This is a genomic window from Verrucomicrobiia bacterium (genome assembly GCA_019634625.1).
Taxonomy (GTDB): domain Bacteria; phylum Verrucomicrobiota; class Verrucomicrobiia; order Limisphaerales; family CAIMTB01; genus CAIMTB01.
This window is the reverse complement of sequence record JAHCBA010000004.1, coordinates 1-26283: the sequence shown is the minus strand read 5'-3', so window position 1 is coordinate 26283 and position 26283 is coordinate 1. Positions and strand designations below refer to the sequence as shown.

Annotated in this window: 16 protein-coding genes; 6 read left to right on the top strand and 10 right to left on the bottom strand. The window is 68.0% G+C overall.

Translation table 11 applies throughout. From position 1 onward, the window contains the following. Positions 1-7: 7 nt before the first annotated feature. A complete protein-coding gene (locus KF833_03395; GenBank protein MBX3744330.1) occupies positions 8-1477 on the bottom strand; it encodes a dynamin family protein in 1470 nt (489 codons plus the stop codon). A gap of 138 nt (positions 1478-1615) precedes the next feature. Here KF833_03395 and KF833_03390 point away from each other — a divergent pair, with 138 nt between their 5' ends. From KF833_03390 to KF833_03370, 5 genes are all read left to right on the top strand, one after another. Then, positions 1616-2617 (top strand): hypothetical protein, encoded by a 1002-nt coding sequence (locus KF833_03390; protein MBX3744329.1) that lies wholly within the window; start codon positions 1616-1618, stop codon positions 2615-2617. 123 nt (positions 2618-2740) lie between these two features. Next, positions 2741-3736, top strand: a complete 996-nt coding sequence (locus tag KF833_03385) for a zinc ABC transporter substrate-binding protein (protein ID MBX3744328.1) — start codon at positions 2741-2743, stop codon at positions 3734-3736. A gap of 67 nt (positions 3737-3803) precedes the next feature. Then, the gene (locus KF833_03380) at positions 3804-4559 is read left to right on the top strand and encodes a metal ABC transporter ATP-binding protein (GenBank protein ID MBX3744327.1); all 756 of its coding nucleotides are present in this window, start codon (positions 3804-3806) and stop codon (positions 4557-4559) included. A 41-nt stretch (positions 4560-4600) separates the two neighbouring features. Continuing rightward, on the top strand, positions 4601-6043 hold the full coding sequence (locus KF833_03375) for a metal ABC transporter permease (GenBank protein MBX3744326.1): 1443 nt from the start codon (positions 4601-4603) through the stop codon (positions 6041-6043). Continuing rightward, entirely contained in the window at positions 6036-7061 is a 1026-nt protein-coding gene (locus KF833_03370; protein MBX3744325.1) for a metal ABC transporter permease, read from the top strand. The genes KF833_03375 and KF833_03370 overlap by 8 nt, the downstream gene beginning before the upstream one ends. 196 nt (positions 7062-7257) lie before the next feature. Here the strand turns inward: KF833_03370 and KF833_03365 are convergent, their stop codons facing one another. Then, positions 7258-7578 (bottom strand): hypothetical protein, encoded by a 321-nt coding sequence (locus KF833_03365; GenBank protein ID MBX3744324.1) that lies wholly within the window; start codon positions 7576-7578, stop codon positions 7258-7260. 283 nt (positions 7579-7861) lie between these two features. Further along, entirely contained in the window at positions 7862-9043 is a 1182-nt protein-coding gene (gene lpxK, locus KF833_03360; GenBank protein MBX3744323.1) for a tetraacyldisaccharide 4'-kinase, read from the bottom strand. A gap of 164 nt (positions 9044-9207) precedes the next feature. On the opposite strand from lpxK, the gene KF833_03355 reads away from it, so the two are divergent. Beyond that, positions 9208-10701, top strand: a complete 1494-nt coding sequence (locus tag KF833_03355) for a DUF1501 domain-containing protein (protein ID MBX3744322.1) — start codon at positions 9208-9210, stop codon at positions 10699-10701. Between the two features lie 37 nt (positions 10702-10738). On the opposite strand, the gene KF833_03350 is transcribed toward KF833_03355, so the two are convergent. The 7 genes from KF833_03350 to KF833_03320 form a co-directional block, all read right to left on the bottom strand. Beyond that, entirely contained in the window at positions 10739-13828 is a 3090-nt protein-coding gene (locus KF833_03350; GenBank protein ID MBX3744321.1) for a c-type cytochrome, read from the bottom strand. Continuing rightward, complete coding sequence (locus KF833_03345) at positions 13828-15459, bottom strand: site-2 protease family protein (GenBank protein MBX3744320.1); 1632 nt, start codon at positions 15457-15459, stop codon at positions 13828-13830. Before KF833_03345 ends, KF833_03350 begins: the two co-directional genes overlap by 1 nt. A 273-nt stretch (positions 15460-15732) precedes the next feature. Next, complete coding sequence (locus tag KF833_03340; protein MBX3744319.1) at positions 15733-17133, bottom strand: ROK family protein; 1401 nt, start codon at positions 17131-17133, stop codon at positions 15733-15735. Positions 17134-17245: 112 nt separating this feature from the next. After that, a complete protein-coding gene (locus KF833_03335) occupies positions 17246-18622 on the bottom strand; it encodes a hypothetical protein (GenBank protein ID MBX3744318.1) in 1377 nt (458 codons plus the stop codon). Between the two features lie 843 nt (positions 18623-19465). Continuing rightward, positions 19466-22264 carry a sigma-70 family RNA polymerase sigma factor gene (locus tag KF833_03330; protein ID MBX3744317.1) on the bottom strand — a complete coding sequence of 933 codons (2799 nt, stop codon included), beginning with the start codon at positions 22262-22264 and terminating at the stop codon, positions 19466-19468. A 103-nt stretch (positions 22265-22367) separates the two neighbouring features. Next, positions 22368-25808: a carboxypeptidase regulatory-like domain-containing protein gene (locus KF833_03325; protein ID MBX3744316.1), complete on the bottom strand. Its 3441-nt coding sequence runs from the start codon at positions 25806-25808 to the stop codon at positions 22368-22370. Beyond that, positions 25805-26203: a BlaI/MecI/CopY family transcriptional regulator gene (locus KF833_03320; protein MBX3744315.1), complete on the bottom strand. Its 399-nt coding sequence runs from the start codon at positions 26201-26203 to the stop codon at positions 25805-25807. Before KF833_03320 ends, KF833_03325 begins: the two co-directional genes overlap by 4 nt. Between the last annotated feature and the right edge of the window lie 80 nt (positions 26204-26283).

Here is a 26283-nt window from a genome sequence, read left to right as displayed (position 1 = left end):
GGCCGGGTCAGGTGCGGGAGACGGATTCGGGTGTGGAGGCTGGGGCGGGTTGACCGGCGGGATCGGGAGTGGTGGAGGGCGCGGCGGGTGCGGCGGGTGCGGTGGCGGGGGCGTGATTGGAGCCGAGGACCAGTTCGGGCTGGCGGCTGCCGGGGTCGCGGCGAAGGGCGGGGATTTCGCGGGTGACGAGTTTTTCGAGGCGGGCGATCTGACGTCCGAGGTCGAAGGCGAGGGCGAGTCGGCCGGGGCCCATGAGGGCGATGGCGCGGGCGGTGCGGTCGCGGATGCCGGCCCAGAGGGCGCGGAGATCGGCGCGGTCGCGGAGGGCGAGTTCGGTTTCGCAGGCCTGGGCGAAGGCTTCGTCGAGGAGGGTCTGGTGGAGGCGGCGCCGGGTGAAGTTGCGGGCCTGCCAGCGACCGAGCCACCAGGCGGCGCCGATGGCGGCGACGCCGATGCCGACGACCCATCCGCGGGTGGAGAGGGTGGCGTTGGGCCAGGCGAACCAGGCGGCGACGGCGGCGAGGGCGGTGGTGAGGATCAGGGCGCCGAACCATTGGAGGCGGAGGCGGCGGTATTCGCGTCCGACTTCGCGGCAGATGCGGGTGTGGAGGAGGAGTTCGCTGCTGCGCTGGAGGAGTTCGGTGATGAGATTGTCGATGCGGCGTCCGGGGGTGCGCTGGATTTCGGAGAGGATCTCGTCGCGCGAGGCATCGAAGTCGTCGAGGGGGATGCTGCCGGCGTGGGGATCGGGGGCGACGGTGCCGGAGGGGAGATAGCAGGTGCCGATGTGGGGGATGTCCTTGGTGGTGATCGCCTTGGCGAGGTTCCAGCAGAGGGTGCCGTAGGTGCGGGCGAAGTCGCGGAAGCTGGCGAAGCGATCGACCTTGTTGAGGACGAGGATGAGCTTGTAGCCGAGTCCGGCGAGGGTCTGGGTGAGGACGAAGATGGATTCGGCGGTGGTGCCGGGCTTGTCGGGGTCGAAGAAGAAGAGGATGAGGTCGGCGCGTTCGGCGAAGACGCGGACGGCGGCGGGGAAGTCGTAGCCGCGGGTGTTGGCGGCGCCGATGGCATCGATCATGCCGGGGCTGTCCACCAGTGTGACGGTGTTGAGGAGGTCGTGGGGGACGGTTTTGAGTCGGAGCTTGGAGGTGAAAGCGGGGCCGAGATGGGCGAGGTCGTCGAAGCCGAGGTGGGGATGGGTGGTGACGGTGAGGCCGTCGGAGGTGGCGGACTGGAGGCCCCAGGTGAGGACGGTGAAGCCGTCGTCGGTGGGGGCGAGTCCGGTGGCCTGGACCTGCTGGCCGAGGAGGTAGTTGATGAAGGAGGATTTGCCGGAGGAATGGTTGCCGAGGAAGAGGACGACGGGGGTACCCGGCGAGGCGGCGAGGCCGCGATTGTTTTCGAAGGCCAGCCGTTCAGCCAGGGGTTGGAGGATGCGCTCGTGAAGTTCCGCGGCGCGCTGCGCGAGGTTGCTCATACCGGTTCCTTGGGGGGGGACGCTAAAGTTGTCGGGCGTTCGTGGCAATGATGGGGACAGGGGGATGTTGGGGTGGGGTGTGTGGGGTGAGCGCGGATTTCGTCTCGCGCCGGGGGCGGCGGGTTCGGAGGATGGGGCATGGTGGAATCCGTTCCGGTGGTGGTGGGGATCGACGGGGGGGCGACGTACAGTTTTGGGGTGGCGGTGGATTTGTCCGGGCGGGCGCTGGCGACCGCCAAGGCGGGGTCGTTGAACTTCTTCGGGACGACCTTGCAGGAGGCGCGGCGGAGTCTGACCCAGTTGGTGCGAACGCTGGAGACGTCGTTGCCGCTGGGGAACCGGATTTGTCAGGCGGTGATCGGGAGCGCGGCGCTGTTTTCGGAGGGGAGCGCGAAGGACCGGGAGGCGTTGTGCCGGGGGATTCTGGATCTGGAGACGACGCGGTTGGTGAGCGATGTGATGGCGTCGTTTCATGCGGCGGGGTTGGGCCGGCCGGGGCTGCTGGTGGTGGGGGGGACGGGGTCGAGTTTCCTGGCGCGGAACGAGCGGGGCGAGTTTGCCCAGGTGGGGGCGTGGGGCCATTTGCTGGGGGACGAGGGCGGGGCGTACTGGATCGGGCGCGAGTGCATCCGGGCGGCGATCCGTGCGCTGGAGGGGACGGGTCCGGCGACGTGCCTGCTGGAGGTGGTGCTGCAGTGGTTCAATGTGAAGGCGCTCACCGACATCGTGCCGATCGTGTATCAGCCGAAGTACTCGAAGGACCGGTTTGCGGCATTGGCGGGGTTTGTGTCGCAGCATGCGGATCCCGGGGATCCGGTGTGGGCGGACATCGGACAACGGGCGGGGCGGGAGCTGGCGCGTCAGGGACTGGCGGCGGTGCGGTTGGTGGGGCTGGGTCTCCGGCCGGTGCCGGTGTGGTTGAACGGGTCGGTGGTGCGCTTGAATGACATGGTGCGCGAAAGCCTGTTGCGGGCGATGCACGCGGAGGTGCCGGTGCGGACCGAGCCGATGCGGCTGGCGCCGTTGCTGGGGGCGGCGGTTCTGGCGCTGGGGGCGGCGGGGGTGACGGTGAACGAGGAGGTGGTGGAACGGCTGGCGGGCACGCACGCGGGGTTGGGTGCGGAAGGGGGGGCGGGCTGAGGGGGGGGTGGGATTTGCGATTTACGATTCGCGCGGGTCCCCGAAGGGAGCCCAGGCTCAAAAAATTAGCCTTGGCTAAATTCGGGCTTGCGGCAGGGGGCGGGTTGCCTAGGGTGCGATGCGATGGCGCCCGGTTTGCAGGGGTGTTGGGCCACTGCCGGGGGCGTCGATGAAGGAGAGCGTATGCGATTGCGAACGGTACTTGGGTGGATGGGAGTGGCGGGGTGGGTGGTCGTGGGGGCGGGGGGCATGGGAGCGAAGGCGGAGGGGCGGCTGGCGGCGCTGGCGACGACGACGCTGGTGGCGGATCTGGTGCGGGAGATCGGAGGGGAGCGGGTGGTGGTGGAGGGGTTGATGGGGCCGGGGGTGGATCCGCACCTGTACAAGGCGTCGGCGCGGGACATGGGGCGGCTGAGCCGGGCGCGGGTGATCTTCTATTCGGGGCTGCATCTGGAAGGGCGGATGGAGGAGATGCTGCGGAGGATGCGGGGGCGCGGGCGGATTGTGGTTGGGGTGGCTGAGGCGGTGCCGGAGGCGGAGCGATTGCGGGCGGGGGATGCGGGTGGGGCATGGGATCCGCATGTGTGGGGGGATCCGGCGTTGTGGGCGAGGGCGGCGGAGGCGGTGGCGCGGGGATTGACGGAGGCGGATCCGGAGGGGGCGCGGGAGTACGGCGAGCGGGCGGCGCGATACCGGGAGGGGTTGGAGGCGTTGCGCGAGTGGGCGCGGGGGCGGGTGGCGGAGATACCGGAGCGGCAGCGGGTGTTGATCACCAGTCACGATGCCTTCGGGTATTTTGGGCGGGCGTTCGGGCTGGACGTGGTGGGGGTGCAGGGGATTTCGACGGTGACGGAGGCGAGTTTGTCGGACATCACGCGGTTGGTGGACCTGGTGAAGAGGCGCGGGTTGAAGGCGATGTTTGTGGAGAGCAGCGTTTCTCCGGCGGCGGTGGAGCGGATCAGCCGCGATGCGGGGGTACGGATCGGGGGTGAGTTGTATTCGGACGCGCTGGGGGCGCCGGGGGAGATGCGGATGGCGGGGAAGGAGCGGGTGGATGTGGGCACCTATCTGGGGATGATGCGGTACAACGTGGATACCGTGGTGGAGGGGTTGCGGTGAAACGCCGGGAACGACGTGTCATGGGAGGAAAGGGCAGGTGAGTGCAGGCGAGGCAGGGGGGAGAGGCGTGACGCCGGCGCTGGAGATCCACGATCTGACGGTGGCGTACCAGGGGCGGCCCGTGCTGTGGGGGATTGATGTGGCGGTGGAGGCGGGGAGGTTGGTGGGGATTATCGGGCCGAACGGGGCGGGGAAATCGACGTTGATCAAGGCGTGCATGGGGGTGGTGCCGGCGGCGAGCGGCTGGGTGAAGCTGTTTGGCGAGCCGATGTCGGAGGCGAGGGGCCGGGTGGGGTATGTGCCGCAGCGGGAATCGGTGGACTGGGATTTTCCGGTGAGCGTGTTGGATGTGGTGCTGATGGGGCGGTACGGGAGGCTGGGGTTGTTCCGGCGTCCGGGTCGGGCGGACCGTGAGATTGCGCGGGCGAGTCTGGAGAAGGTGGGGATGCTGACATTGGCGAACCGGCAGATCTCGAACCTGAGCGGGGGCCAGCAGCAGCGGGTGTTTCTGGCGCGGGCGCTGGCGCAGGAGAGCGACGTGTATTTCATGGACGAGCCGTTCGCGGGGGTGGATGCGGCGACGGAGTCGGCGATCATGGCGCTGCTGCATGAGTTACGGGACCGCGGGAAGACGATTCTGGTGGTGCATCACGATCTGCCGACGGCGCGGAACTACTTTGACCGGCTGCTGCTGCTGAACATGCGGTTGGTGGCCTATGGGCCGACGGACGAGGTTTTCCGGTACGAACTGCTGCAGAAGACGTACGGCGGGCGCCTGACGATTCTGAGCGAAGTGGCCGAGGCCGTTCGGGTGCAGCGATGAGGGCGCGTGTCGCATGGGGTGGGGGTTGGGGGTGGGTCGGGATGGGCCTGGCATTGACCCTGGCGGCCGGCGTTGCGTGCGACGCGGCGACGGTTGGGGGAATGGGAGGGGAGGGAGGAGAGCTGGCGGGACGGTGGGAGCAGGCGGTACGATTTGTGAGTTTGCGGGATCCGGCGGTGCGGTACGCGGTGGCGGGGTCGGTGCTGCTGGGGATTTCGTGCGGGTTGCTGGGGGCGTTCCTGGTGGTGCGCAAGCTGGCGCTGGTGGGGGACACGTTGTCGCACGCGGTTCTGCCGGGGGTGGCGGCGGGGTTCCTGTGGAATCAGACCAAGGATCCGTGGGCGATTTTCGTGGGGGCGGTGGGGGCGGGCATGCTGGGGACGATGACGGTCGGGTGGATCCGGCGGACGACGCGATTGAAGGAGGATGCGGCGCTGGGGATGGTGCTGGCGGGGTTCTACGCGGTGGGGATTTGTCTGATGACGATGATCCAGAGGCTGCCGACGGGGAACAAGAGCGGGATCGACACGTTTCTGTTTGGGCAGGCGGCGGCGATCGGGACGGAGGATTTGTGGTTGATGGGGGCGGTGACGGTGGCGACCGGAGGGTTGATCGCGCTGTTTTACAAGGAGCTTCTGGTGACGAGCTTCGATGCGGCGTTTGCGCGGTCGGCGGGATTTCCGGCGCCATGGGCGCATCACGGGCTGATGCTGCTGGTGTCGTTTGCGGTGGTCAGCGCGTTGCAGGCGGTGGGCGTGGTGCTGGTGGCGGCGATGCTGGTGACGCCGGCGGCGACGGCGTATCTGTTGACGGACCGGTTTCACCGGATGCTGGGGTGGTCGGCCCTGCTGGGGATGGGGGCGGGGGTGGGAGGGTGTTTTGTTTCATTTATTGGGGGGGATTTACCGACGGGGCCGACGATTGTGTTGATGGCGAGCGCGGGGTTTGGGGGGGCGTTCCTGTTTGCATCGCGGCACGGGGTGGTGCCACGGGCGTTGCGGCACCGGGCGGCGACGCGGCGCGCCACGCGGGAGAACGCATTGAAGGCGGCCTATCATGTGCTGGAGGGCCGGGGATTTCGCGGGGAGACGGTGACGCTTCGGGAGCTGGCGGAAAAGCGGCGGGAAACGCTGGAGGATGCGATGGCGCGGGTGCGGAGCCTGGCACGGCACGGATTGGCGACGGTGGAAGGGGGTGGGGAGCGGTTCCGGTTGACGGAGGCGGGGATGCAGCGTGCGGCGGAGGTGGTACGGAATCACAGGCTCTGGGAGCTGTATCTGACCCATGCGGCGCAGATTGCGCCGGACCATGTGCACGAGGATGCGGAAGAGATCGAGCATGTGCTGGGGGAGGACGTGGTGCGGCAATTGGAGCGGCGGCTGGACTATGCGGCCACCGATCCGCACGGGCGGCGGATTCCGAGTCCGGAGGAACCCGGATTGCCGATGCGTGGCGTGCGACGGTCGAAGGAGGGTCATGAGTGAGCTGATTCCGCCGCTGGAATGGCACCGGGTGTTTGTGCAGCCGTGGACGGAGGATCTTGCCTTGAGTGGATGGGTGATGCTGATGGGATTCCTGGTGACGGGCACCTGCGGGCTGGTGGGGCAGTATTTGATATTGCGGAGGATGGCGTTGATGGGGGACGCGATCGGGCATGGTATTCTGCCGGGGCTGGCCGGGGCCTATCTGCTGGGGAGCATGGTGATGGGGGAGGGGGTGGACGTTCGGAACTCGGCGGTTCCTTATTTTGGGGCGGTGGTGGCGGCGGTGCTGACGACGGTCTTGATCGAGTGGCTGATCCGGGGTTCGCGGATCAAGCAGGATGCGGCGATGGGGACGGTGTTCACGGCACTGTTCGCGCTGGGGGTGGTGGTGATCACAGTGTTCGCGGACCAGGTGGATCTGGACGCGGACTGTGTCTTGTACGGTGAGATCGGGTTTGTACCGTTTCAGGCTTTTCTGACATGGGCCGGGCGGGAGCTGGCGCCGGTACCCGTGGTGCGGATGGGGGTGGTGGGGGGGGCGACCGTGGTGCTGATCGTGACGTTCTACAAGGAGCTGCTGGTGAGTTCATTTGATGCGGGACTGGCGACATCGCTGGGGATCCGGGCGGGGACGGTGCATTTTCTGTTGATGGGATGGCTGGCGGTGGTGGTGGTCAGCGCGTTCGAGTCGGTGGGGGCGATCCTGGTGGTGGCGATGCTGGTGTTTCCCGGGGCCACGGCGTCGATGATATCGGACCGGTTGCCGCGAATCCTGGGATGGATTGGGGTTCAGGCTGCGGTGAGTTCGGTGGCGGGGATGCATCTGGCGGTGTGGTTGGATTGCTCGACGGCTGGGGCGATGGTGGTGGCGAGCGGGTGTTTGTTTGGATTGGTATGGGGATGGAGGGGGTGGTCGCGGTGGGCGGCGAGGCGGCGGGTTCCGGATCTGGCGGACGCACCCGAGGGGGCGGGGGCGGGGAGATCCGGCTGGGCGTCCGGGAAAGCGAGGCATTCGTGAGGGCTGGGATGAACGACCACGGTTCGCCTTGAAGGGCGATGCCGTAAGGCGAAAGGGGAAAGTGAAAGGGGAAAGCGAAAACCCACCTCTGCGGGCGCGGAGGTGGGTTTTCGTGGGTGCGAGCCGAAGGGTGACGGCTTGCAGGCCCGCGATCCGAGGGATCCCGAGGGATCCCGGGTGGCGGGGTACGGGGACGTTATTCGGAGCCCTGCTTCTTCTTCTTGGCGGCGTTGTAGCGGGCCCAGCGGGCGCGGGCGGCGGCGGCGATACGGGCGCGGCCTTCGGGGCTCATCTGACGGCGGGACTTGCCGGAGGAGGAGCCTGCGGAAGCGGCGCCGGAAGCGGCGGAGGCCCTGGCAGCGGCCCTGCCACTGCCGGGCGGGCGGCCGCGGCGTTTGGCCGGGGCGGCGGCGGGTTTGGTGGCACCGCCGAAAAGGGATGCCATCTCCTGCTGAAGTTCTTCGATCTCGCGGAGGATTTCACCGGCGCGACGCAAGGCTTCGGGACTGGGTATCATGTACGTGTGTGAATAATGAGTCGTTATTGAAACGAACCAGAGGAGGCATTCTTGCCCTGATAGACACGGCTGGGTCAATGGTGAATGTAGGGTGAGTTGCTGAATCGGTGCATCCTGGAGTTGTGGGTGAGGAGGCAGCGAATCGGAGGGACGAGCTCAGCGAGTCCTCAATCCATTGCATCACTCCGCTGCGGCCTCGTGGAACCCGGCCCTCCGAGATGATGCTTCGCGAAACTCGCACCTCTCCCGACAACTTCGGGATGCACGGTTGCTGAATCGCGAATCAGCCCGGATGACGGAAGCAGATGCGATTCACGCAGTCTCGGAAGCCGTTTGCGCCGGAGATGATTTTGATTTCGACGCGCATGAAGTAGATGGGGAGGTCGCGGCGGTCGAGTTTGGGGAAGCGGACGGCGTCCTTCTGAGTGGTGATGAGGAGTTCGGCGCGGCGCTTCTTGCTGCGGTTGATGGCGTCGATGAGTTCCTTCTGAGTGAAGCGATGGTGATCGGCGAAGCGGCGCTGATAGACGACTTCGGCGCCGAGTTTGCGGGCGCCCTCCTCGAAGCTTTCGGGCTGGGCGATGCCGCTGAGGGCGGCGATGCGGCGCCCGGCGATGAAAGAGATGGCCTGGCGTTCCCCGGTGAAGACATCCTCGAAATAGAGGGGATGATGGACGCACTCGATGATGGGGGCCTTGGGATTGAGGGCGGCGATGCGTTCCCGGAGGGCGACGGTGTTGCCATCGCTCTTGGTGATGAAGATGACATGGGCGCGGGCGAGGTGAGACGGGGGTTCGCGCAGGGTGCCACGGGGCAGGAGGAACTGATTGCCGAAGGGCTGCTGGCAATCGACGAGGACGACGTCCTGACGGCGGCCGCGCAGTTTCCAGTACTGGAAGCCGTCATCGAGGAGGAGGGTGTCGCATCCGAACTTCTCGATGGCGTAGCGTCCGGCCTTAACGCGGTCCTTGTCCACGAGGACGATGACGTCCTTGAGGTTGGAGGCGAGCATGTAGGGTTCGTCGCCGGCGCTTTCGGAGTCGAGGAGGAGGGAGGTGCCATCGGAGACGACCCGCGGGGGAGTCTGTTCGCGGCGGAAGAGGATGCGGTCGATGAAGCGGCGGGAGAGAGGTGGAGGCTTGGAGCGGTAACCGCGTGAAAGGATGGCGACGGTGCGGCCCTGGTCCTTGAGCTGGCGGGCGAATTTTTCGACGACGGGAGTCTTGCCGGTACCGCCGACGGTGAGGTTGCCGATGGCGATGACCTGGACGCCGAGCGTGCTGTCGCGGATGAGGCGGGAATCGTAGAGAACCCTGCGGATCTTGATGGCCAGGCGGTATCCGTAAGAGAGGCCGTGAAGGGCGGCGCGCACGAGGGTGGCGAGGCGACCGCGTCGCTGCTCGAAGATGACTTCGAGGAAGAAGGTTTCGGCGGATTCGGTCCAGCGCCGCAGCGATTCGGACATGGACGGGCGAGGGTGGGGCGGGGAGGAGGGGGATTCAAGGCGGGAGGGCGGGCCCAGATCGGAGGCTGTGGGGAAGGCACCGCTGTGGATCGACAAGGGGGTGGGAGGGTGAGTAGGATCACTGTCATCCCGATTGCAAGGACGCAGCCATGAACACCGAATCCATGGGAAGGACGAGTCGCAGCGGAGGGTCTGCGGGTTGGGCGCTGGAATACGCGGGTGGAGGGGAGCGTTGGCGGGGGGATCGCCGGGCGTTTTTGGAGCGGCTGGGTGGGGGGTTGGGAGGCATGGCGCTGGCGGGGATGGTGTTCCGGGAGCGGGCGATGGCGGATGCGGCGGTGGGGGCGGTGGGGGCGGTGGCTCCGCACTTTCCGCCGAAGGTGAAGAGGGTGATCCAGTTGTTCATGAACGGCGGGGTGAGCCAGATGGACACCTTCGATTACAAGCCGGCGCTGGAGCGGTTGCATGGGGAGGTGTTCGATCCGGGGGATGGATCGCGGGTGGAGGCGGCGACGAGCGAGCCTGGGCGGGTGATGAAGTCGCCGTTTGCCTTCCGGCAGCATGGGGAGAGCGGGCGTTGGGTGAGCGATGTGTTTCCGAACCTGGCGGGGTGTGTGGATGACATCGCGTTCCTGATGGCGGTCGAGTCGCGGACCAATGTGCATGGTCCGGCGAGTTACCTGATGAACACGGGGTTTCTGATTCCGGGTTTTCCGAGCATGGGCGCCTGGGTGTCCTATGCGTTGGGCAACCTGTCGGACAACCTGCCGACCTTCGTGGTACTGCCGGATCCGCGGGGGCTTCCCTACAATCAGCGGGGGAACTTTTCGGCGGGGTTCCTGCCGGTGACGCATGCGGGGACGGTGATCCAGGCGGGGGCGGCCGAACCGATTCCGTATCTGCGTCCGCCGGCGGGGGGGATGTCGGTGTCGGGGGATGGGGAGGAACCGGGGCGGGCGTTGTTGCGGCGGATGAACGAGCGGCATCTGGCGGCCACGCCGGAGGACACGCGGCTGGAGGCGCGGATCCGGAGTTACGAACTGGCGGCGCGGATGCAACTGGCGGCGCCCGAGGCCTTCGATGTGGGATCGGAGAGCGAGGCGACGCGGGCGTTGTACGGGATGGGGGAGGCGGCCACGGAGGATTTTGGGCGGCGGTGTTTACTGGCGCGGCGGCTGGTGGAGCGCGGGGTGCGGTTTGTGCAGGTGTGGAGCGGGGCGGGGGGGCCGACGAACAACTGGGACAACCACGCGGACATCATCACGGAGCTGCCGAAGATGGCGGTGGCGACGGACCGGCCGATTGCGGGGCTGCTGCGGGATCTGAAGGCGCGGGGGTTGTGGGAGGACACCCTGGTGGTGTGGAGCACGGAGTTCGGACGGATGCCTTTCACGCAGGGGGCCACCGGGCGGGACCACAATGGCGGGACCTCGGTGGGATGGCTGGCGGGGGCGGGAGTGCGGGCGGGGGTGAGTTGCGGGGAGAGCGATGCGTGGTCGTGGAAGGCGGTGGGGGAAAAGGTGACGACTTACGATGTGCACGCCACGCTGCTGCACCTGTTGGGGCTGGACCACGAGCGGCTGACCTTCCGGCACAACGGGGCGGACCGGCGGCTCACGGATGTGCACGGGCACGTGCTCCGCGCGGTGCTGGCGTGAGGACGGGCAGGGTGGGGCGTGCGGTCAGGGCCGGGAATCAGGGCCTGGAATCAGGGCCGGAGTATTGGGGCCGGGTATTGGGGGACTGGAAGGCAGGGGCATCGGGGCGGCCACCGCTTTCGATGAAGGCGATCATGTCGAGGATTTCCCCGGCGGTGAGGCCATTGAGGAGGCCTTCGGGCATGCCGGAGATCGGGGAAGGTTCGATGGATTCCGCGTCGGCCCGGGGGACGAAACGTTCGGTGGCGGCGAGCGGGTCGGTTTCGAGGGTCCAGCCTGAGTCGGATTCGGCGAGGAGCCGGCCGGTGACTTCATCGCCGTCGAGGAGGAAGACCCGGACGTTCTGGTACTGGTCGGAGATGACGCGGGAGGGATCGATGAGGGATTCGAGGAGTTCGCGGCGGCCGTATTTGGAGGCGGTGGCGGTGATGTCGGGTCCGATGGAACCGCCGGCGTTGCCGAAGCGGTGGCAGAGGTAGCATTGGGCGTCGATGAAGGCGCGGCGACCGCGATCGAAGTTGCGGCCGTAGGAGGCGCGATCGAGCTGGGGGATGAGGTCGTCCATGGTCCATTCCTGGACGAAGGACCGGGGCTGGGGCGGGATGACCTGGGCCCGGACGATGGGGGCGTCGAGGCGTGGGCGGAGGGCGGCGCGTTCGGATTCGGAGAGGTGGGCGATGGCGTCGCGGCGGAACGTTTCGAGGTGACGGTCGAGGTTGGTGCCATCCACGTAGTCGCGTCCGACATCGTGGAACCAGTGGAGGAGGGAGCCGGGCTGGGGGAGGTGATCGCGGGGTTGGAGCCACCCGTCGAAGTAGCGTTCGCGGTCCGGCGGGGTCCAGCCGGAGCGGAGGTGCCGGAGTTGGGCGAGGTAGTGGATCTGCTGTTGTTGGGAGGGGGCGGCGGCGAGGAGGTCGAGGGTGCGGCCGACGACGGATGGGGCTTCGAGGAAGATCAGGAGCCGGGCGAGTTCGAAATTCTCGCGCCAGCCGGGAGCGGGGTAGAGCGGGCCGAGACGTTCGATGGCGCGGGAGGTCCATTCGGGGGAGGGGCGTCCCTGGCGGAGGAAGGAGAGTTGAAGGACGCGGTACTTGAGGAGGCGATGGTCTTCGTCGAGGCCGGTGAGCGGGAAGCGGGCGAGGGCGCGGAAGAGGGCGGTCTGGTCTTCCGGCCCGCCGGTGCGGGCGAGGGCGAGGAGGGCGGTGAGGGCGCGGGTGGGATGGGATTCGGCGAGGGCGCGGGGCCGCCAGCGGGAGAGGTCCTGGGCTTCGAGGGCGACGCGGGCGGCGAAGCGGAGGGCAGGATCGGGATCGCCGAGGAGTTCCCAGACCGCTTCGACGGCGCCGGGCAGATCGCGGCCGTGGAACTGTTCGAGGGCGTGGCGCTGCTGGCGGGCGGGGGTGGGTGGGGAGGCGAGGTCCGGTTGAAGATCGGCGGGGGAGAGGGGGTCGCGATAGGTGACGCGGTAGAGACCGGACTGGGTGCCGCGGCCGCCGGTGGTGAAGTACATGGCACCGTCGGGACCAAAGGCGAGGGCGGTGAGGTTGAGGGGCTGGCCTTTGAGGAACTCCTCGAACGTGCCGCGGTAGGTGGCGCCGTGCGGTGCGAGGTGAACGGCGAGGATGCGGCCGTAGGACCAGTCCTGGAGGAAGAGGGCGCGGCGGTACTTTTCGGGGAACCGGGCGCGGGTGCCGAAGCGGACGCCGGTGGGCGAGCCGAGTCCGATGTCCACGACGCCGGGGATCGCGTCGGGGTAGTGGTCGGGCCAGGCGCGGGTGCCGTCGCGCCAGCCGATTTCGGCGCCGGAGACGAGGTGAAAGACGCGGGCAGGGCGGTACCAGGGGGTGCCCCAGTCCCATTCGTTGTCGCTGTCCCAGGTGAAGAGTTCGCCGTCGGGATGGAAGTCGAAGTCGTAGGCGTTGCGGAGTCCGGCGGCGACGAGTTCCCAGGTGCGGCCGTCGGGGTCGGTGCGGACGACATAACCGCCGGGGGCGAGGGCACCGCGGGCGGCGTGGGTTTCGTCGGGATTGAGGGAGAGGACGTCTTCGGCGGCGTTGCGGAAGGGGGAGTGGGGGGAGAGGCCTTCGGGGAGGCCGGTGGTATTGCCGTTGAGGACGTAGATCTGGTTGTCGGGACCGAGGGTGACGGCGTGATAGCCGTGTTCGCCGCCGCCGGCGAAGCGTTTGAGGAGGCGGACTTCCTCCGGATCGAAGCGGTCGTTGCCGTTGGTGTCGGTGAGGCGGTAGAGGCCGTTGCCTTCGGGACCGCGGGCATTGGCGTAGAGGCTTCCGTGGGCGAACAGCAGGCCCATGGCGGCGCGGATCGGGGCGGGGACCGGTTCCGGATCGGAGAGGGAGCCGTCGGGGGCGGGGGTGAAGCGCCAGAGGGGATGGCCGTCGCCTTCGGGGGCGACGACGATGCGGCCCTTGGGATCGATGGCGAGGGCGATCCAGGAGCCTTCGTTGGGACGGGCCGAGCGGAGGAGGGTCGCCTCGAAGCCGGGGAGGAGTTGGAGGGACCCGGCGGGGGTGGCGACCGGGCGATCCAGGATATGGCCCCAGGGCTCGACACCGTGGGCGCCGAGGCTGACGGCCGGGGACCAGCCTGAGGGGTCGAAGGCGGGGGCGAGCCAGTCGGGGCGTTGCTCGGAGGTGACACGCCAGTCGGGACTGGAGAAGACGTGGCGGGTTTCGGTGCCGCCCAGTTGGAGGTGGAGAAGGAGGCCGGGTTGGCCGGAGGGGCGGGGGACGCGGACGGCGAGGATGTTTTCGCCCTGGAGGAGGTTCATGGAGACCTCGGCGCGGACCGGTTCGTCCCAGGCGCGGGAGGCGGCGACGGGGCGGGCGTTGAGGAAGACCTCGGTTCCGGCGGGGGCGGACAGGGAGAGGCGGGCGTTCCAGGTGTAGGGCGGGGTGCGGAAGGAATGCCGGAACCAGGCTGTCTGCGTCGCGGCCGGGTCACCGGCGGGGTCGGGCGCGTCGGCGGAGGGGGCGGTCCAGATCCAGTGCGGTTCGGTGGCGGCCGCCGCGGTCGCGCCGGTGAGGGGCGCGACCCGGGCGAGGAGGGGCAGGAGGATCAGGAACGCGAGGGCGGGTTGGAGCAGCGGCGGGAGGGCGCGGGGGATCATCAGGGCGGGGGCGGTGCTTCGAAGCGCATGGCGGGGGCGGCCTCCTCGCGTCCGCCGAGCCAGTCCTGGGCATCGAAGAAGGTGACGTAGAGCATGAAGCCGATGAGGAGGAAGGCGAAGGCGTACTGGACGCTGACGAGGGCGCGGCCGCTGATGGGGCGGCGGCGGATCCACTCGACGATGGCGAGGACGATATGGCCGCCGTCGAGGACGGGGATGGGGAGGAGATTGAGGAGGGCGAGGTTGACGTTGAGGATGACGCTGAACCAGATGGCCTGGAGCCAGCCGTTGTCGCTTTCGAAGAGGATGTAGTACACGCGGACGATCTGCACGGGACCGGCCATGTGCTGGAGCTTGATGTCGGAGTTGCGGGAGAAGAGGGCGTCGAAGGTGTTCACGATCGCCATCATCGAGAGGCGGATCTGCTCGAGCGGGCGGGGATGGACGATTTCGAAGCGGCCGAACTCGTCATAGACGATCCCGGTGTCGCTGGACCACTGGACCCCGATGCGGGGGAGGGAATCGCCGACGGGGATGGCGGGGCGGACGCGGGCTTCGAGGGTGGCGGCATCGCGTTCGAGGGTGAACAGCAGTTCCTGGCTGCCGTTGTCGCGGACGTATTCGCTGAACTGTTCGGCGGTGCGGAAGCGGCGGCCGTCGATGGCGACGACGCGGTCGCCGCCGCGGATGCCGCCCTGGGCGGCGGGGCTGTCGGGGACGACGGCACCCACGCGGGCGCCGCGGGGTTCGAAGGGAAGGGTGAGGGTCTGGTCGCCGCGGCGGACGGAGAGGGAGAGGGATTCGTCGGGGTGACGGCGGGCGTAATCGCCGATGCCCATGGCGGTGTAGAGGGGCTGGCCATTGACGGCGGTGAGGAGGTCGTTGGGTTGGAGCCCGGCGGATTCGGCGGCGCTGCCGGGTTCGACGCGGGCCACCATGGGCGAGGCGGCGGGCATCATCTGGAGCTGGCGTATGGACTGGCGCTGCCAGAAGCGGCGTTCCGGGATCACGGGGCGGGCGGTGACCTCGCGGATTTCGCCATCGCGTTCGAAGCGGACCCGGACGGTTTCGCCTTCGGAGCGGACGATGCGCCAGCTTACGGAGTCGGCGCTGAGACCGCCCCAGCGGTTGACGGGCTGGTCGTCGATGGCGAGGAGTTTGTCGCCGGGCTGGAGGCCGGCCTGTTCCGCGGGGGAACCGGGCAGGACGTAGCCGATGGTGGTGGTTGCCTCGGCTTCGCTGACGGGTCTGCCGACGCCCCAGACCACGATGGCGAAGACAAAGGCGAGGCCGAGGGAGAAGAGGGGGCCGGCGAAGGCGACGATGATTTTGTCGAGGGGGGTGATGGGGGGGAGCTTGGCGCGGTCGGCGTCGGGCTGACCTTCGATGGCGTCCATGGGGGCGAGCTGGGGCAGGGCCACGAAGCCGCCGGCGGGAATCGAGCCGAGGCTGTACCAGACGCCGTTGATCTTTTTCTCCCAGAGCGGACGGCCGAACCAGATGCCGAAACGTTCCACCACAAGGCCGCGCCAGCGGGCGGCGAGGAAATGGCCCAGTTCATGGACCACGATCATCAGGTTGAAGAAGAGCAGGACTTCGAGGGAGATGACGATGATCTTGAGGAACTCCATAGATTGGGCGGCCGCGGGGCGGTCCGGGTCCGGGCACTATACGGGTCGCCCCGGGAGTGGCAATGGCGTCGGGCGGGAGGGGGAGGGGGATGAAACCTGAAACCTGAAACCGGAAGACGGAAGACGGAAGACGGAAGACGGAAGACGGAAGACGGAAGACGGAAGACGGAAGACGGAAGACAAAATTCGCGGGGTCGGATCTCTGAATTTGACATTTGCCGGCCGGGGCTGGGGAGCGGGTCCAAATGTCAAATTCAGAGATGTGACCCCGGGTTATGCCGGGGCGGGCAGGCTGGCGGCGGCGACGGCCTGGCCGTGGCGTTTGGAGGTTTCGTCGGGGGTGTGGAAGGCGATGCGGGCGGCGAGGTCGGGGAACTCGGTTCGCAGGACGTCGCGGGCGCCGTCGAGGATGACGGCGCCGCCGTCGCCGGACATGACGCGTCCGAGGACGAGGACATGGTCGCAGTCGTAGAAGGAGGCGAAGTGGGCGAGGCCGTAGCCGAGGTAGGTGCCGATCGTTTCGTAGATGCGGCGGGCGCGGGGGTCCCCGGCGGCCATGTGTTGCTGGACGAGTTTGAGTTTCTCGGGGAGCGGGAGGGCGGGATCGGCCTCGATGCCGGAGGCGGGGAGAAGGCGCCCGACGGCCTGCTGGGAGAAGTACTGGGAGCCGATGCCGCGGTCGCCGCTCCACTCGTCCCGGGGTCCGGCGGGCCGGTAATCGACGGGGACGAAGGCGAGTTCGTTGAGCCAGGAGGTGATGCCGCCGTCGCGGGTGACGTAGCCGGCGGCGGTGCTGGTTCCCATGGCGATGCCGAGGACGGCGTTTCGACCGAGGGCCATGGAGCCGGCGAGGGCGGTGACTTCGCCATCGTTGGCGACTTCGAAGGGAACGCCGCCCCAGGCGGCACGGAGTTCGGCGAAGAGGCTTTTGGTGCGGGATTCGAAGAGCTGGATGGGGATGCCGCGGAATAGGGAAGCGACCTTGGGGCGATTGTTGACATAGACGCCGGCGGCGCTGCCTCCGATGGCGTCCACCCGCGGGAGGTGGGCGGCGGCTCTGCGGAGGGAATCCATGACACCGTCGAAGTGGTAGGCGGGATCGGACTGGGGGATGGGATCCCAGACCACTTCCTCGGTGAAGACGGGTTCGCCATTGAGGACGGCGGCGACCTTGCGATCGGAGCCGCCGAGGTCGAAGCCAATGCGGCAGCCGTCCCAGTGGCGTCCGAGGGCCTGGGTGGCGGCGCGTTCCCCGGGGAGGGAAGGAACGGACTCGACGGTGAAGGGCTTTTCGTAAATGCGGTCGCCCATGATCTGGGCATCGAAGCGACCGGCCTCGGTTTGGGAGTAGTAATCGCGAAGGGCGTTGGCGAGGGGAGCGGGTCCCTGGAGGTGGATTCTCCAGCCGCCGCGGGACCAGAGGAGGAAGCGGGCGAGGCGCTCGAGGAAGAAGGCATTGGCCGCGGCGGCGGGGTGATCGAGGGGCAGGAAGCGGCGCTGGAACTGGAAGGTGGAACCATCGGCCTGTTCGAGGGCGATTCCGAGGGTGAGGGGCTGGCCCGAGGCAATGGCCTCCCGTTCGAAGGCCTGCACGGCGAGCGCGGCCGGACGGAAGTCCGGATCCAGGGAGGGAACCACGCGGGGAGCGGCGAGGAACGGCAGGTGCGCATCCATGGGACGATTCTGACCGGGCGGCCGGTCGGCGTCGAGCGGGGTGAGTTCCGAGGCGGAACGCTGCGTTCTTCCGCGGATCCCGGCTCCGTCATCCGTGGGCGTCGGGGTCGGATCAGGGGGTGATCCGGATTCGGACGTAGCGCAGCGTGTCGGGTTGGGAGGGCGTCATGCCGAGCAGGTCCAGGAGGGTGGAGGGTTCGGTTCCAGCCCGCGGTGTGGCGGTGAAAAAGGAGGTGAGCGGGTATTGGAGGGTGACGGGAATGCGAATGCCGGGCCATCCATCGGCGGTGACTTCAAACAGGGAGTGGCCCGGGGTGCCGGCATCGCGCAGGTGGGCAAAGACGAGCAATCGGCCGTCGGGAAGGGGATGAAAGCGGGCTGCGGAGGCGACCGGGCCCGGGGCCTCCCCGGTGGAACGAAGCAGCGTGCGGCGCCGCACCACCTGGCCGTCGCGGATCACGGCGTATTCCAGGGAATGGGCCTGGCGGGCGTCGGGGAAGAAGCGTTCGCGGAGCCGTTCGTCGAGGGCTTTTTCCATCCAGAGCAGGTGGACATGACCGTCCGGGGCGACATGAAGGTCGGCGGACGAGATGGAACCGGCGGTGGATTCGCGACTGGCGATCTCGATCCAGGGCCGGAAGGCTTCGCGGGTCAGGTCGGGCGTCCAGGAATAGAAGAGCCGGCGGAAGTCATAATCCCAGTCCCGCCCGGTGATCTCCTTCCTGGCGGCGCGCCATTCCGGCCGGGGTTCGAGGATGTCACTGACTCCGAGGAAATGCACGGCCCGCTGGCGCAGGGCGACGTTGGGATAACAGAGGCGGATGGGTTGGGGGCGGGGATAATCGGCGCCCCAGGGCCAGGTCAGCCGGCCTTGGGCGGACCAATGTCCGCGGCGATCGCGGAAGGCCCATTCGGCATGGGCGTAGTCGATGTTCTGAAGGAGCAGGAGTTCGCCGCCGGGGCCATCGGCGGCGAGGGAGCGGTAACTGTGTTCGGTGAACCGGGGTTGTCCGTCCCAGACCGGGAGTTCCCGTTTGGGGTCGAACGGGGGCCTGCCGGGAAAGCGCACCAGTTCAGGGCGGGCGGGGCCGCCGCCGGCCGTACCGGGAGGGTTCAGGGTGGGATTGGCGGAGACCCAGATCTGGTCGGGGCCGAGGACCGCGAGCGGGGAAGGTTCCCGGGTGCGGCCGGGATCATCGACATGGATGCGTTGCCAGCCCTGGTTGTCGCGGCGCCAGAGGTTCCAGCGGCAATTGTTGAGGGGCGGCAGTTCGGGCAGGGTTTCCAGGCCGGTGGCGAAGACGATGTCGCCGATCCGGACGAGGCTGGTGGACCCATGGCACCACATGGGTCCGGCGCCGTTTTGAGCCGGGGCGAACTGGTACACCGGTTCCTCGATTTCCACGGTGGCATTGAGGGCGGTGGCGGCGAGGTTCCAGGTGCAGAACACGCCCACGAGCAATCCAAGCGGAGGAATCCTGCGATGCATGGGACGGGATGGGAGATTCCCGGGGATGGCAGTCGGATGGAGCCCATTCATTGGGGAATGTTGGACTTTCGACCCGGGTCCCGGAAGGCTCAAGTCCGCAGGGAGGACCCAAATCGTGCATCCCGGAGGCGTGGGTAGAGGCGCGAGCTTCGCGAAGCATCGCCTCGGAGGGCCGGGTTCCACGAGGCCGCAACGATGGGGAGCGTTGGGATGAGGACTCGCGGAGCTCGTCCCTCCGATTGGCTGCCTCCTCACCGACAACTTGGGGATGCACCGAGACCCAAATCGTGCATCCCGGAGGTGTGGGTAGAGGCGCGAACTTCGCGAAGCATCGGCTCGGAGGGCCGAGTTCCACAAGGCCGCAACGATGGGGTGCGTTGGGATGAGGAATCGCGGAGCTCGTCCCTCCGATTCGCTGGCTCGTTGCCGACAACTTGGGTTTGGCTGTTTCCAAATGCCTGAGCCTGGGGGCAGGACTCACGGGGTTTCTTCGGCCGTTGTCGGGCCGAGGTGAATGATCACGTGATTCACGGGGCGGCGTATCAGCGCCGATGATCCGGCTCTGCTGCGGCATCTTATCGCCACCCATGCCGCACCCCATCGTTCCGCCCGCTCCCTGCTCCGCAAACTCGACCAGCGCGGCCTGATCCGCCTGCCTCCGAGCCTCTCCCCCATACGCTCGGGCCAGCCCAGATCTGACCCGCCACCCGGGCTCTGCGCCGTTCAGACGCCGCTGTGGCCCGAGCCGCCCCCGGAACCCATTTTGGACCGCGGTCCGGACCGAGGGTGTGTAGAAACCGGGTGTGTAGAAACCACCCGCAGCGCAAGACTCCGGTGTGGACCTCACCGACGTTCCAGCCGGACCTCGGGTGCCTTACCGCGGATGAGAATGACCTGCGCCGTGGCGCCGTCGGCGGTCGCCCGCAGGTGGAAGCCCGGCACCTTCTCGAACCGGAACCGTCCCTCCGCATCCGTCCGCACGGTGTGCTCGAAGTTCATCGCCACCACGCCTCCCGGGTACGATGCCGCATCCGGGCGCAAGCTCACTTCGGCGTCGGGTACGGGGAGCCCGGCGTCCACCAATGTCCCTTCCACCGTGCCCCAGGATTCCAACCGGACGATTGTCGGGTTACCTGGTGCCAGGGGAAACACCAGCCAACCCCCAGGGTGCGATACCTGCACCAGCGGGACGCCGCCGGTGACGGTCAGTCGGAAACTCCCGTCGGCACCCGTCAGGACCTCCTCCCCGGATCCTTCCCCGGCATTCAACGTGCCTTGGCCACTCCGCACCGGTGCCACCCGTGCGCCGACGGCCGGCCGGGCGTTGGGAAGTTCCACCCAGCCGGACATCCCGGCAGACCGCCTCAGTTCGAACGTCAGTTCCAACGTCGATCGGCCCTCGCCCGACTCCACCTCCCGGCCGATCCCCAGCGAGGGAAAGTACCCGTCCGCCTCGACTTCGATGTTCCGTTCGATGTCGCTTGTCACACCAAGGTCCCAATCGAACCGCCCGTTCACCCCCTCCCCGATCAGGTGTCGGGTGCCGAATCCCTGGCGCAGCACCCGAAACGCCGGAACGGCCTGGCGGGTCTCCTGATCGATGACGGTCCCAAGGACGCGGGTGGAGATCGCCGTGGCGGATACCGCATCCGGAGGCGCTGCAACGAAATTCTCTTCCCGACCCAGGACGACAACGGTGTCGAGCGGCATCCCTTTCTCGATCGAATCGCCCTTTCCCGGCAACGCACTGTAGATCGCCCGCTCGGGCCTCCACGGCATCGACGGCGGCGGCCCACCCCATCCAGCCGTGGGTGGGAACAAAACGATTACCCCATGCTCGACGAATCCCGGCGCGACCACGACGAAATGGAGCCCCCCTCCCCGGCTGACATGAGGCAGATCGAATCGTCCTTCGATATCCGTCACAACCTCGGCTCTCGTCGGCAGGTTCCCGGAAACGGTGGCGCCATGGATCGGAGTTCCCTCCGAATCCGTGACCTGGCCGCGAAGCAGCGCCCCCCGATCCAGCACGATCGTCAGATCCCGTTCCATGGACCCGGGCTCGACGCCGATCGAGTGCAGCGCGAAATCCGGGTGGTCCACCAGGAGACCGAGAGCGGCCCCCTGTTGGAATCTCCCGGTCGTTGGGTCCATCGCCGGAGCCCGCGACCATGGAGCCTGGTCCGACCGAAACCTTCCATCCCGATCCGTCACCAGTTCCAACTGGCTCCTCCCCGACTCGCGCCTTCCATGGCCAAATCCTGAAGGACCGGTGACCTGCACTTTCGCGCCGGGCACCGGGCGTTGCTGGGGATCCACGACGACCCCGGACAACACCGCGGCGACCGGCAGCCGAAGGGTGTGCCGGAGGCTGGGACGATCGAATTCGTACCCGCGCCAGTCCAGATGTACGGGCACCCGGCCGGCGGAAGTCACCGTCACCTGCAGCATCGCCAGCCCACGCGGGTCCACCGCGATCACCGAACGGCCCTCGTGGTCGCTCACCTCGGTGGGCAGATCTGTGATGCCCGTGTTGCCCGTGCGGCGCACGATGACCTCTGCCCCTGGGAGCGGTTGGTCGGTGGCGTCGTCCAGCACCGTCAGTTCCAATTGCGATACGTGCGGATCCACCGTGGCGTATCGGTCGCGCCGCGCCCGCATGGCCAGCACCGTGGCCGCCACGGGGTCCGCCTCGACGCCACCCGATCCCTTGGACCCACCCGGAGCCTCCGCGGGCCCGACGAGGAGCATTCCCGTTGCGATCGCCACCGCCAGAGTCGCACCGCCGATCGCGGCGTTGCCAAGGATCCGCCCGAGTCGAACCCGGAACCATCCGGCCAGACCCGCGTCGAACCCGTCCCGAATGCGACCCGACACCGCTCCGATTCCGGTCACGCCCGCGGTCCCGTGCCCCGAGGCCGCCCGGACGATGCTCCGTGCGAGTGCATCCGGGAGCGCCACGGCCCGGGGTCCGGACAGGAGTGTCCCGAGGGCCGCCGCCGACAGCGAGACCCCGCGCCGCACCAGATGCATTCGCATCCGCTCGATCGCGCGCGTCACCCGCTTCTTCGCCGCCTCCTCGCCGATCCCGAATCGTACCCCCACTTCGGCGAAGCGAAGTCCCTCGAAGAACCGGGTCAGCACCGCGCTGCGTTCGTGCTCCGAGAGCGCGGCCAGGGCGTCGTCGAGATACCGTTCCCCGTCCTCCTCTCGCAGGGGATCGGTGGCCTCCTTGTCCATGGCATCGGAAAGCATCGCTGCGGTCTCCCGTTCCCGCCGGTTGCGTCGCGCCTCCCGGCGACGGATCTGGGCCGCCACGAAGCCGGTGGTTCGGAACAGCCAGGAAGACAGCACGACGTTCGAACCCAGCCCGGCCGCCTTGCGCGCCAGCACCAGGAACACCGACTGGGTCGCGTCCCCGGCCAGTGCATCGCCGAGTTGCCTCCGGGCACTGGCATACACGAAGGGGCCATGCCGCCGCACCAACTCCGCGAAGGCACAGTCGTCCCCGCTTTGCGCGTACCGCCGAATCAGTTCCCAGTCGTTCATCGCCTGCGTGATCCCTCTCTTATCGCCGCGCCGCGAAAAAGGGGACAACTCCTGGAAGCCGGGCACGGCCCGCTTGAGGCGCTGGCCGCGCATCCTGCTGGAATCGTGTGGCCGCTCACGGGGTATTGAGCGGGGCAGGGCGCAGCGGAGGCGATGCCGGGTGACGAATCGGGAATGGGGAATGGGGAATCGGGCCCTACGGTTGGGGGCGGTGCCACGGGTAGGGTTCGATGGTGAGTGTGACCGTTTCCCCTGCGCCAGCCTGCGCGATGCGGTCTGGGGAGACCAGGCGGCCACTTCGGCACAGGATCCGATAGGCGCCGGGAGCAAGGTTGCTGAAGCGGAAACGGCCTTCGGTGTCGGTTGGCGCTTCCGCATCCGTCCAGTTGATGACCCCGGAGGAGGTGGTGGTCGGGGGCTGGCGCAGGGCGAAGACTTCCGCGCCTTCGAGGGGGAGACCGGATGGGTGGTCGAGGACCTGGCCTTCGAGGACGAGTCCGGTTTCGAGGCGGATTTCGACAGGCTCACCGGGAACCACGCGCTGGCGGACGGGAAGGACGTCGCGGCGAGAGGGGAGCAGCAGGTGGTATTCGCCCCGCACGTCGGGATTGATGGCCGGGAAGGTGAAGCGGCCGGCGCGATCGGTGAGGGATTTCGCCCCGGAGAACCCGTGACCGGCCGTTGGACTGAAGTGGAATTCGACGGTTGCACGAGGTCGCGGGGTGCCGTCGGGATGCAGCACTGTGCCAGTCAGTTCGATGCCGAGGGGGAGGACGAGGCGGACTTCGTGGAAGGGCTGGGTGGCGTTGATCGGGAGCGGTTCGCTCACGGTGTAGGTGGCGCCGCGGTAGGCGCAGATGACGTAGCGTCCGCCGAAGGGCAGCGGGCCCGCCAGGAACCGGTTCTGCCGGTCGCCGGAGTCGGTGCTGTTCCTGACCGTGACTCCGAGCGAGGAGCCGGTTCCCTGGGGGAGGGGTTCGAGCGGGATGACACTGACCAGAACGCTGGCGGCGGGCTGACCGTCTTCCTCGACGACGTCGCCGTGGATGGCGCCGGCGGGGAACGTCTTGAGGGGGATGTCGAGGGGTTCGGGAACGGCGGGGACTTGGAGGGATTGGGGAGCGAACCAGTAGCCATCGAGCGCGTTGGGCAGCAGTTCCACGCGGGTGGGAACCGGGACCTGTGCCACCGCCTGGTGGTTGGTGATGCCGGCAAGGATGCGGTTCATGCGGCGGTCATGAACGTATTCGACGAGCACGGCCCCGCCGGGGGCTGGATGGCCGGGCGAGTCGGGAAACGCGAAGCGGAGGGTCCGCAGGACGGGTTCGACGGCAGGCGGGGGTGCGGGTTCCTCGATGGCCAGGTCGATGATCAGCGGTTCGGTGCGGGCCCGGGCTTCCTCCCAGGTCAGGTTGACCTCGCGATCCGCCACCTTGAGGGACGTGGGCGACCGCCAGAGGGGGCCGACGCGGAGGGTGGCCCCGCCGTCTTCCGGGATTGCATGGAACGTCTTCGAGGTGCCGTGACTGGTACCTTCGTAGCGGATGTAGGCGCCGGCATGAAGGGCCAGGCGGCCCATCCGGTCGAGGTGGGCGGGGGCGATGTTCCGGACGGTGACCTCCAGCATCACGGCCCGCGGGAGTTCGAAACGGAGGGAGGTGTCGCCCGAGCCGATGGGGCCCGTCACGATCCCGCTGGCGCCGGGGCCGGACACGAGGAGGCGGTAGGTCGCGTCGTCCCGCAGGCTGCGGAGCTGGAACCGTCCGTCGGCGTCGGCCCGGGACAGGAAGTTGAGCGGACCGGCTTCACCGTACGATAACGGCGGCGTGCCGGTGCGCTGGCCCAGGTGGATCTCGGCGTTGGGGACGGGTTCTCCGGTGTCGTCGAAGACCACGACGCCGGTGGCGGGAGCGGCGGGATGGAGCACCCAGGTGAGTGGTTCGCCGGCGGGGGGAGACACATTCAGGAGGGTGTCGAACTGGAATCCCCCGGCCTCGACCTGGTGATGGAGCGGGATGTTTCCGAGGTGCTCGAAGGTCACCCGCCCGTCGTCATCCGACACATGTTCCAGCTGGCTCAGGCCGGCGGGGTGATCATAACGGGAGAGGACCCGTGCGTTGGGCACCGGGCGGCCTTCGGGATCGGTCAGTCGCAGGACGCCGGTGAATCCGGGTCCGAGGGTCAGGGTGATGTTGGTCCATTGGGCGGGGGATTCGAAAGGGCCGGCGAAGTCGGGCGCGTAGCCGTCCGCCCGGGCGGCGAGGTGGAGGGTGCCGGACTGAACGGCATGGGAGAACCGTCCGTCGGCGGTCACATGCGCGCTGGAGAATGCCGTGTGGCCGAACCTTCGCGATTGGATGTGGACCCAGGTCGCACGGGGCAGGGTTGCGCCATCTGCGGTCTGGACGAGACCCTGGACCAGGGTGGTCGGTGCCGGGTCCTCCGAAGGCTCTTGTGCGAAGTAGCGGTTGGGATCGGGATAGGCTTTGCGGAGTTCGGCGAACCGTTCGATCCGCTGGGCCGGGGAGAGGGCCTCGAGGACGGCGCCGGTGGTCCACTTCATCAGGACGAGGGCGAGCGCGCCGAGGAGCAGGGTGGCGACGAGGGAGGATCGAGGCAGGTGCAGGTGGGGTGCCTGGTGGGGTTGAAGGAGCCGGCGCAGGCGCTCGACGAGCGGGTGCCGGGCATGGCCCAGGGCGGGCATGGGTGAGGGCGGAATCAGGAGGGTGGGGGAGTGTTGCTCGACCAGGGTGGTAAGGGTCCGGGCATAGGTCACCGGTTCGCCGGTGGCGGCGACAGCCAGGGCATCGCAGCAGACTTCACGTTCGAGGCGGATTTGGCGGCCGATCCACCAGACGAAGGGATTGAAGAAAAATAAACCCTCCAGGGCCCTTTGCAGGAGGTTGGCCAGCACGTCGTGACGTCGGATATGGGCGAGTTCATGCGCGAGAATCCCCTCAAGTTCCGAGGGCGAAACCCGGGCCAGACAGGACGCCGGAAGCAGGAGGACGGGTTTCAAGACGCCCCAGGCGGCGGGAACGGACAGAGCGGGACAGATTCGCAAGCGGACCTGGACCGGCAGGCCGAGGAGGGTTCGGACCCGGTGGAAACAGGAAAGGAGGTCGGGGTCGTTCGGGACCCGGCTGTCCCGCACCAGGGCGCGAGCCTGTCCCATCGAGACCAGGGTTCGAATCTGGAACAAGAGCATGCCGGCCAGCCAGGCGATGCCGAGGCGGGCATGCCAGCGGGGGTCGGGTTGCCATGGGGTTCGCGGCGGGGCCGGGCGGGTCACGGGGCTGGGGACGGGTGCGAGAGGCGCGAGAGCGGTGGACGCGGGGGCGGTCGGCGCGGGGGGATTGGCCGGAGGAGCAGGGGACGCGGCAGGGGGGTGGATGGACGTTGGGGTGGCGGCGACAGGTTGGAGGCCACGTTCCAGCCAGGTCCAGGTGATGAGCCAGCCCAGCACCAGCAGCAGCAGGGACCCGACGGCGAGGGCGTACCGGGCGTTGGTGTGGCGGGTTGGGACCGTGCGGAGGGCGAGGAAGAGGAAGGCCGCGATGACGGCCCCCTGCCACAGCGAATGGGCGAGGGCGGTGACCAGCGGCGTCCACCCGGGGGCTTCGATGAGGGCGTTCATGAGGGGTCACCCTCCTTCGGCGGGAGTTGCTTCTCGTGTTCGTGAATGAGGCGCTTCAGGGATTCGATTTCCTCGCGACTGGTCGGCGAGGCATCCAGGAGTTGCTGGAGCACGGCGCTGGGGCGCCCGGCGAAGAGGTGCGAGACCAACTTCTTCAGGAACGGTCCCATCACCTTCTGGCGGCGTACTGCCGGACGCCATCGATCGGTCACGCCCTCGCGGGAGCGCCCGACCAGGCCCTTCTTCTCCATGACCTGCATGACGGACAGGACGCTGGTGTAGGCACGCTTCTTGCGGTCGGGAAGGGATTCCAGGATTTCGCGGACGGTCAGAGGCCCGCGATCCCAGAGCAGCGACAGCACCTCGAGTTCAAGTTCCGACGGCCGGGTCTTCATCGCATCAATACTGTGAAGACCGTATCTACTATAATCATAGTACTGTGTCAACCATGACAATAAGGCGGGGCGGCCTGAGA

Excerpts from the sequence above, each read along its gene's own strand:
- KF833_03375 (MBX3744326.1), top strand. The coding sequence starts at position 4,601 with ATGGGCCTGGCATTGACCCTGGCGGCCGGCGTTGCGTGCGACGCGGCG.
- KF833_03325 (MBX3744316.1), bottom strand. The coding sequence starts at position 25,808 with ATGAACGCCCTCATCGAAGCCCCCGGGTGGACGCCGCTGGTCACCGCC.
- KF833_03330 (MBX3744317.1), bottom strand. The coding sequence starts at position 22,264 with ATGCGCGGCCAGCGCCTCAAGCGGGCCGTGCCCGGCTTCCAGGAGTTG.
- KF833_03395 (MBX3744330.1), bottom strand. The coding sequence starts at position 1,477 with ATGAGCAACCTCGCGCAGCGCGCCGCGGAACTTCACGAGCGCATCCTC.
- lpxK (MBX3744323.1), bottom strand. The coding sequence starts at position 9,043 with ATGTCCGAATCGCTGCGGCGCTGGACCGAATCCGCCGAAACCTTCTTC.
- KF833_03355 (MBX3744322.1), top strand. The coding sequence starts at position 9,208 with ATGGGAAGGACGAGTCGCAGCGGAGGGTCTGCGGGTTGGGCGCTGGAA.
- KF833_03390 (MBX3744329.1), top strand. The coding sequence starts at position 1,616 with ATGGTGGAATCCGTTCCGGTGGTGGTGGGGATCGACGGGGGGGCGACG.
- KF833_03365 (MBX3744324.1), bottom strand. The coding sequence starts at position 7,578 with ATGATACCCAGTCCCGAAGCCTTGCGTCGCGCCGGTGAAATCCTCCGC.
- KF833_03350 (MBX3744321.1), bottom strand. The coding sequence starts at position 13,828 with ATGATCCCCCGCGCCCTCCCGCCGCTGCTCCAACCCGCCCTCGCGTTC.
- KF833_03340 (MBX3744319.1), bottom strand. The coding sequence starts at position 17,133 with ATGGATGCGCACCTGCCGTTCCTCGCCGCTCCCCGCGTGGTTCCCTCC.
- KF833_03345 (MBX3744320.1), bottom strand. The coding sequence starts at position 15,459 with ATGGAGTTCCTCAAGATCATCGTCATCTCCCTCGAAGTCCTGCTCTTC.
- KF833_03370 (MBX3744325.1), top strand. The coding sequence starts at position 6,036 with ATGAGTGAGCTGATTCCGCCGCTGGAATGGCACCGGGTGTTTGTGCAG.
- KF833_03320 (MBX3744315.1), bottom strand. The coding sequence starts at position 26,203 with ATGAAGACCCGGCCGTCGGAACTTGAACTCGAGGTGCTGTCGCTGCTC.
- KF833_03385 (MBX3744328.1), top strand. The coding sequence starts at position 2,741 with ATGGCGCCCGGTTTGCAGGGGTGTTGGGCCACTGCCGGGGGCGTCGAT.
- KF833_03335 (MBX3744318.1), bottom strand. The coding sequence starts at position 18,622 with ATGCATCGCAGGATTCCTCCGCTTGGATTGCTCGTGGGCGTGTTCTGC.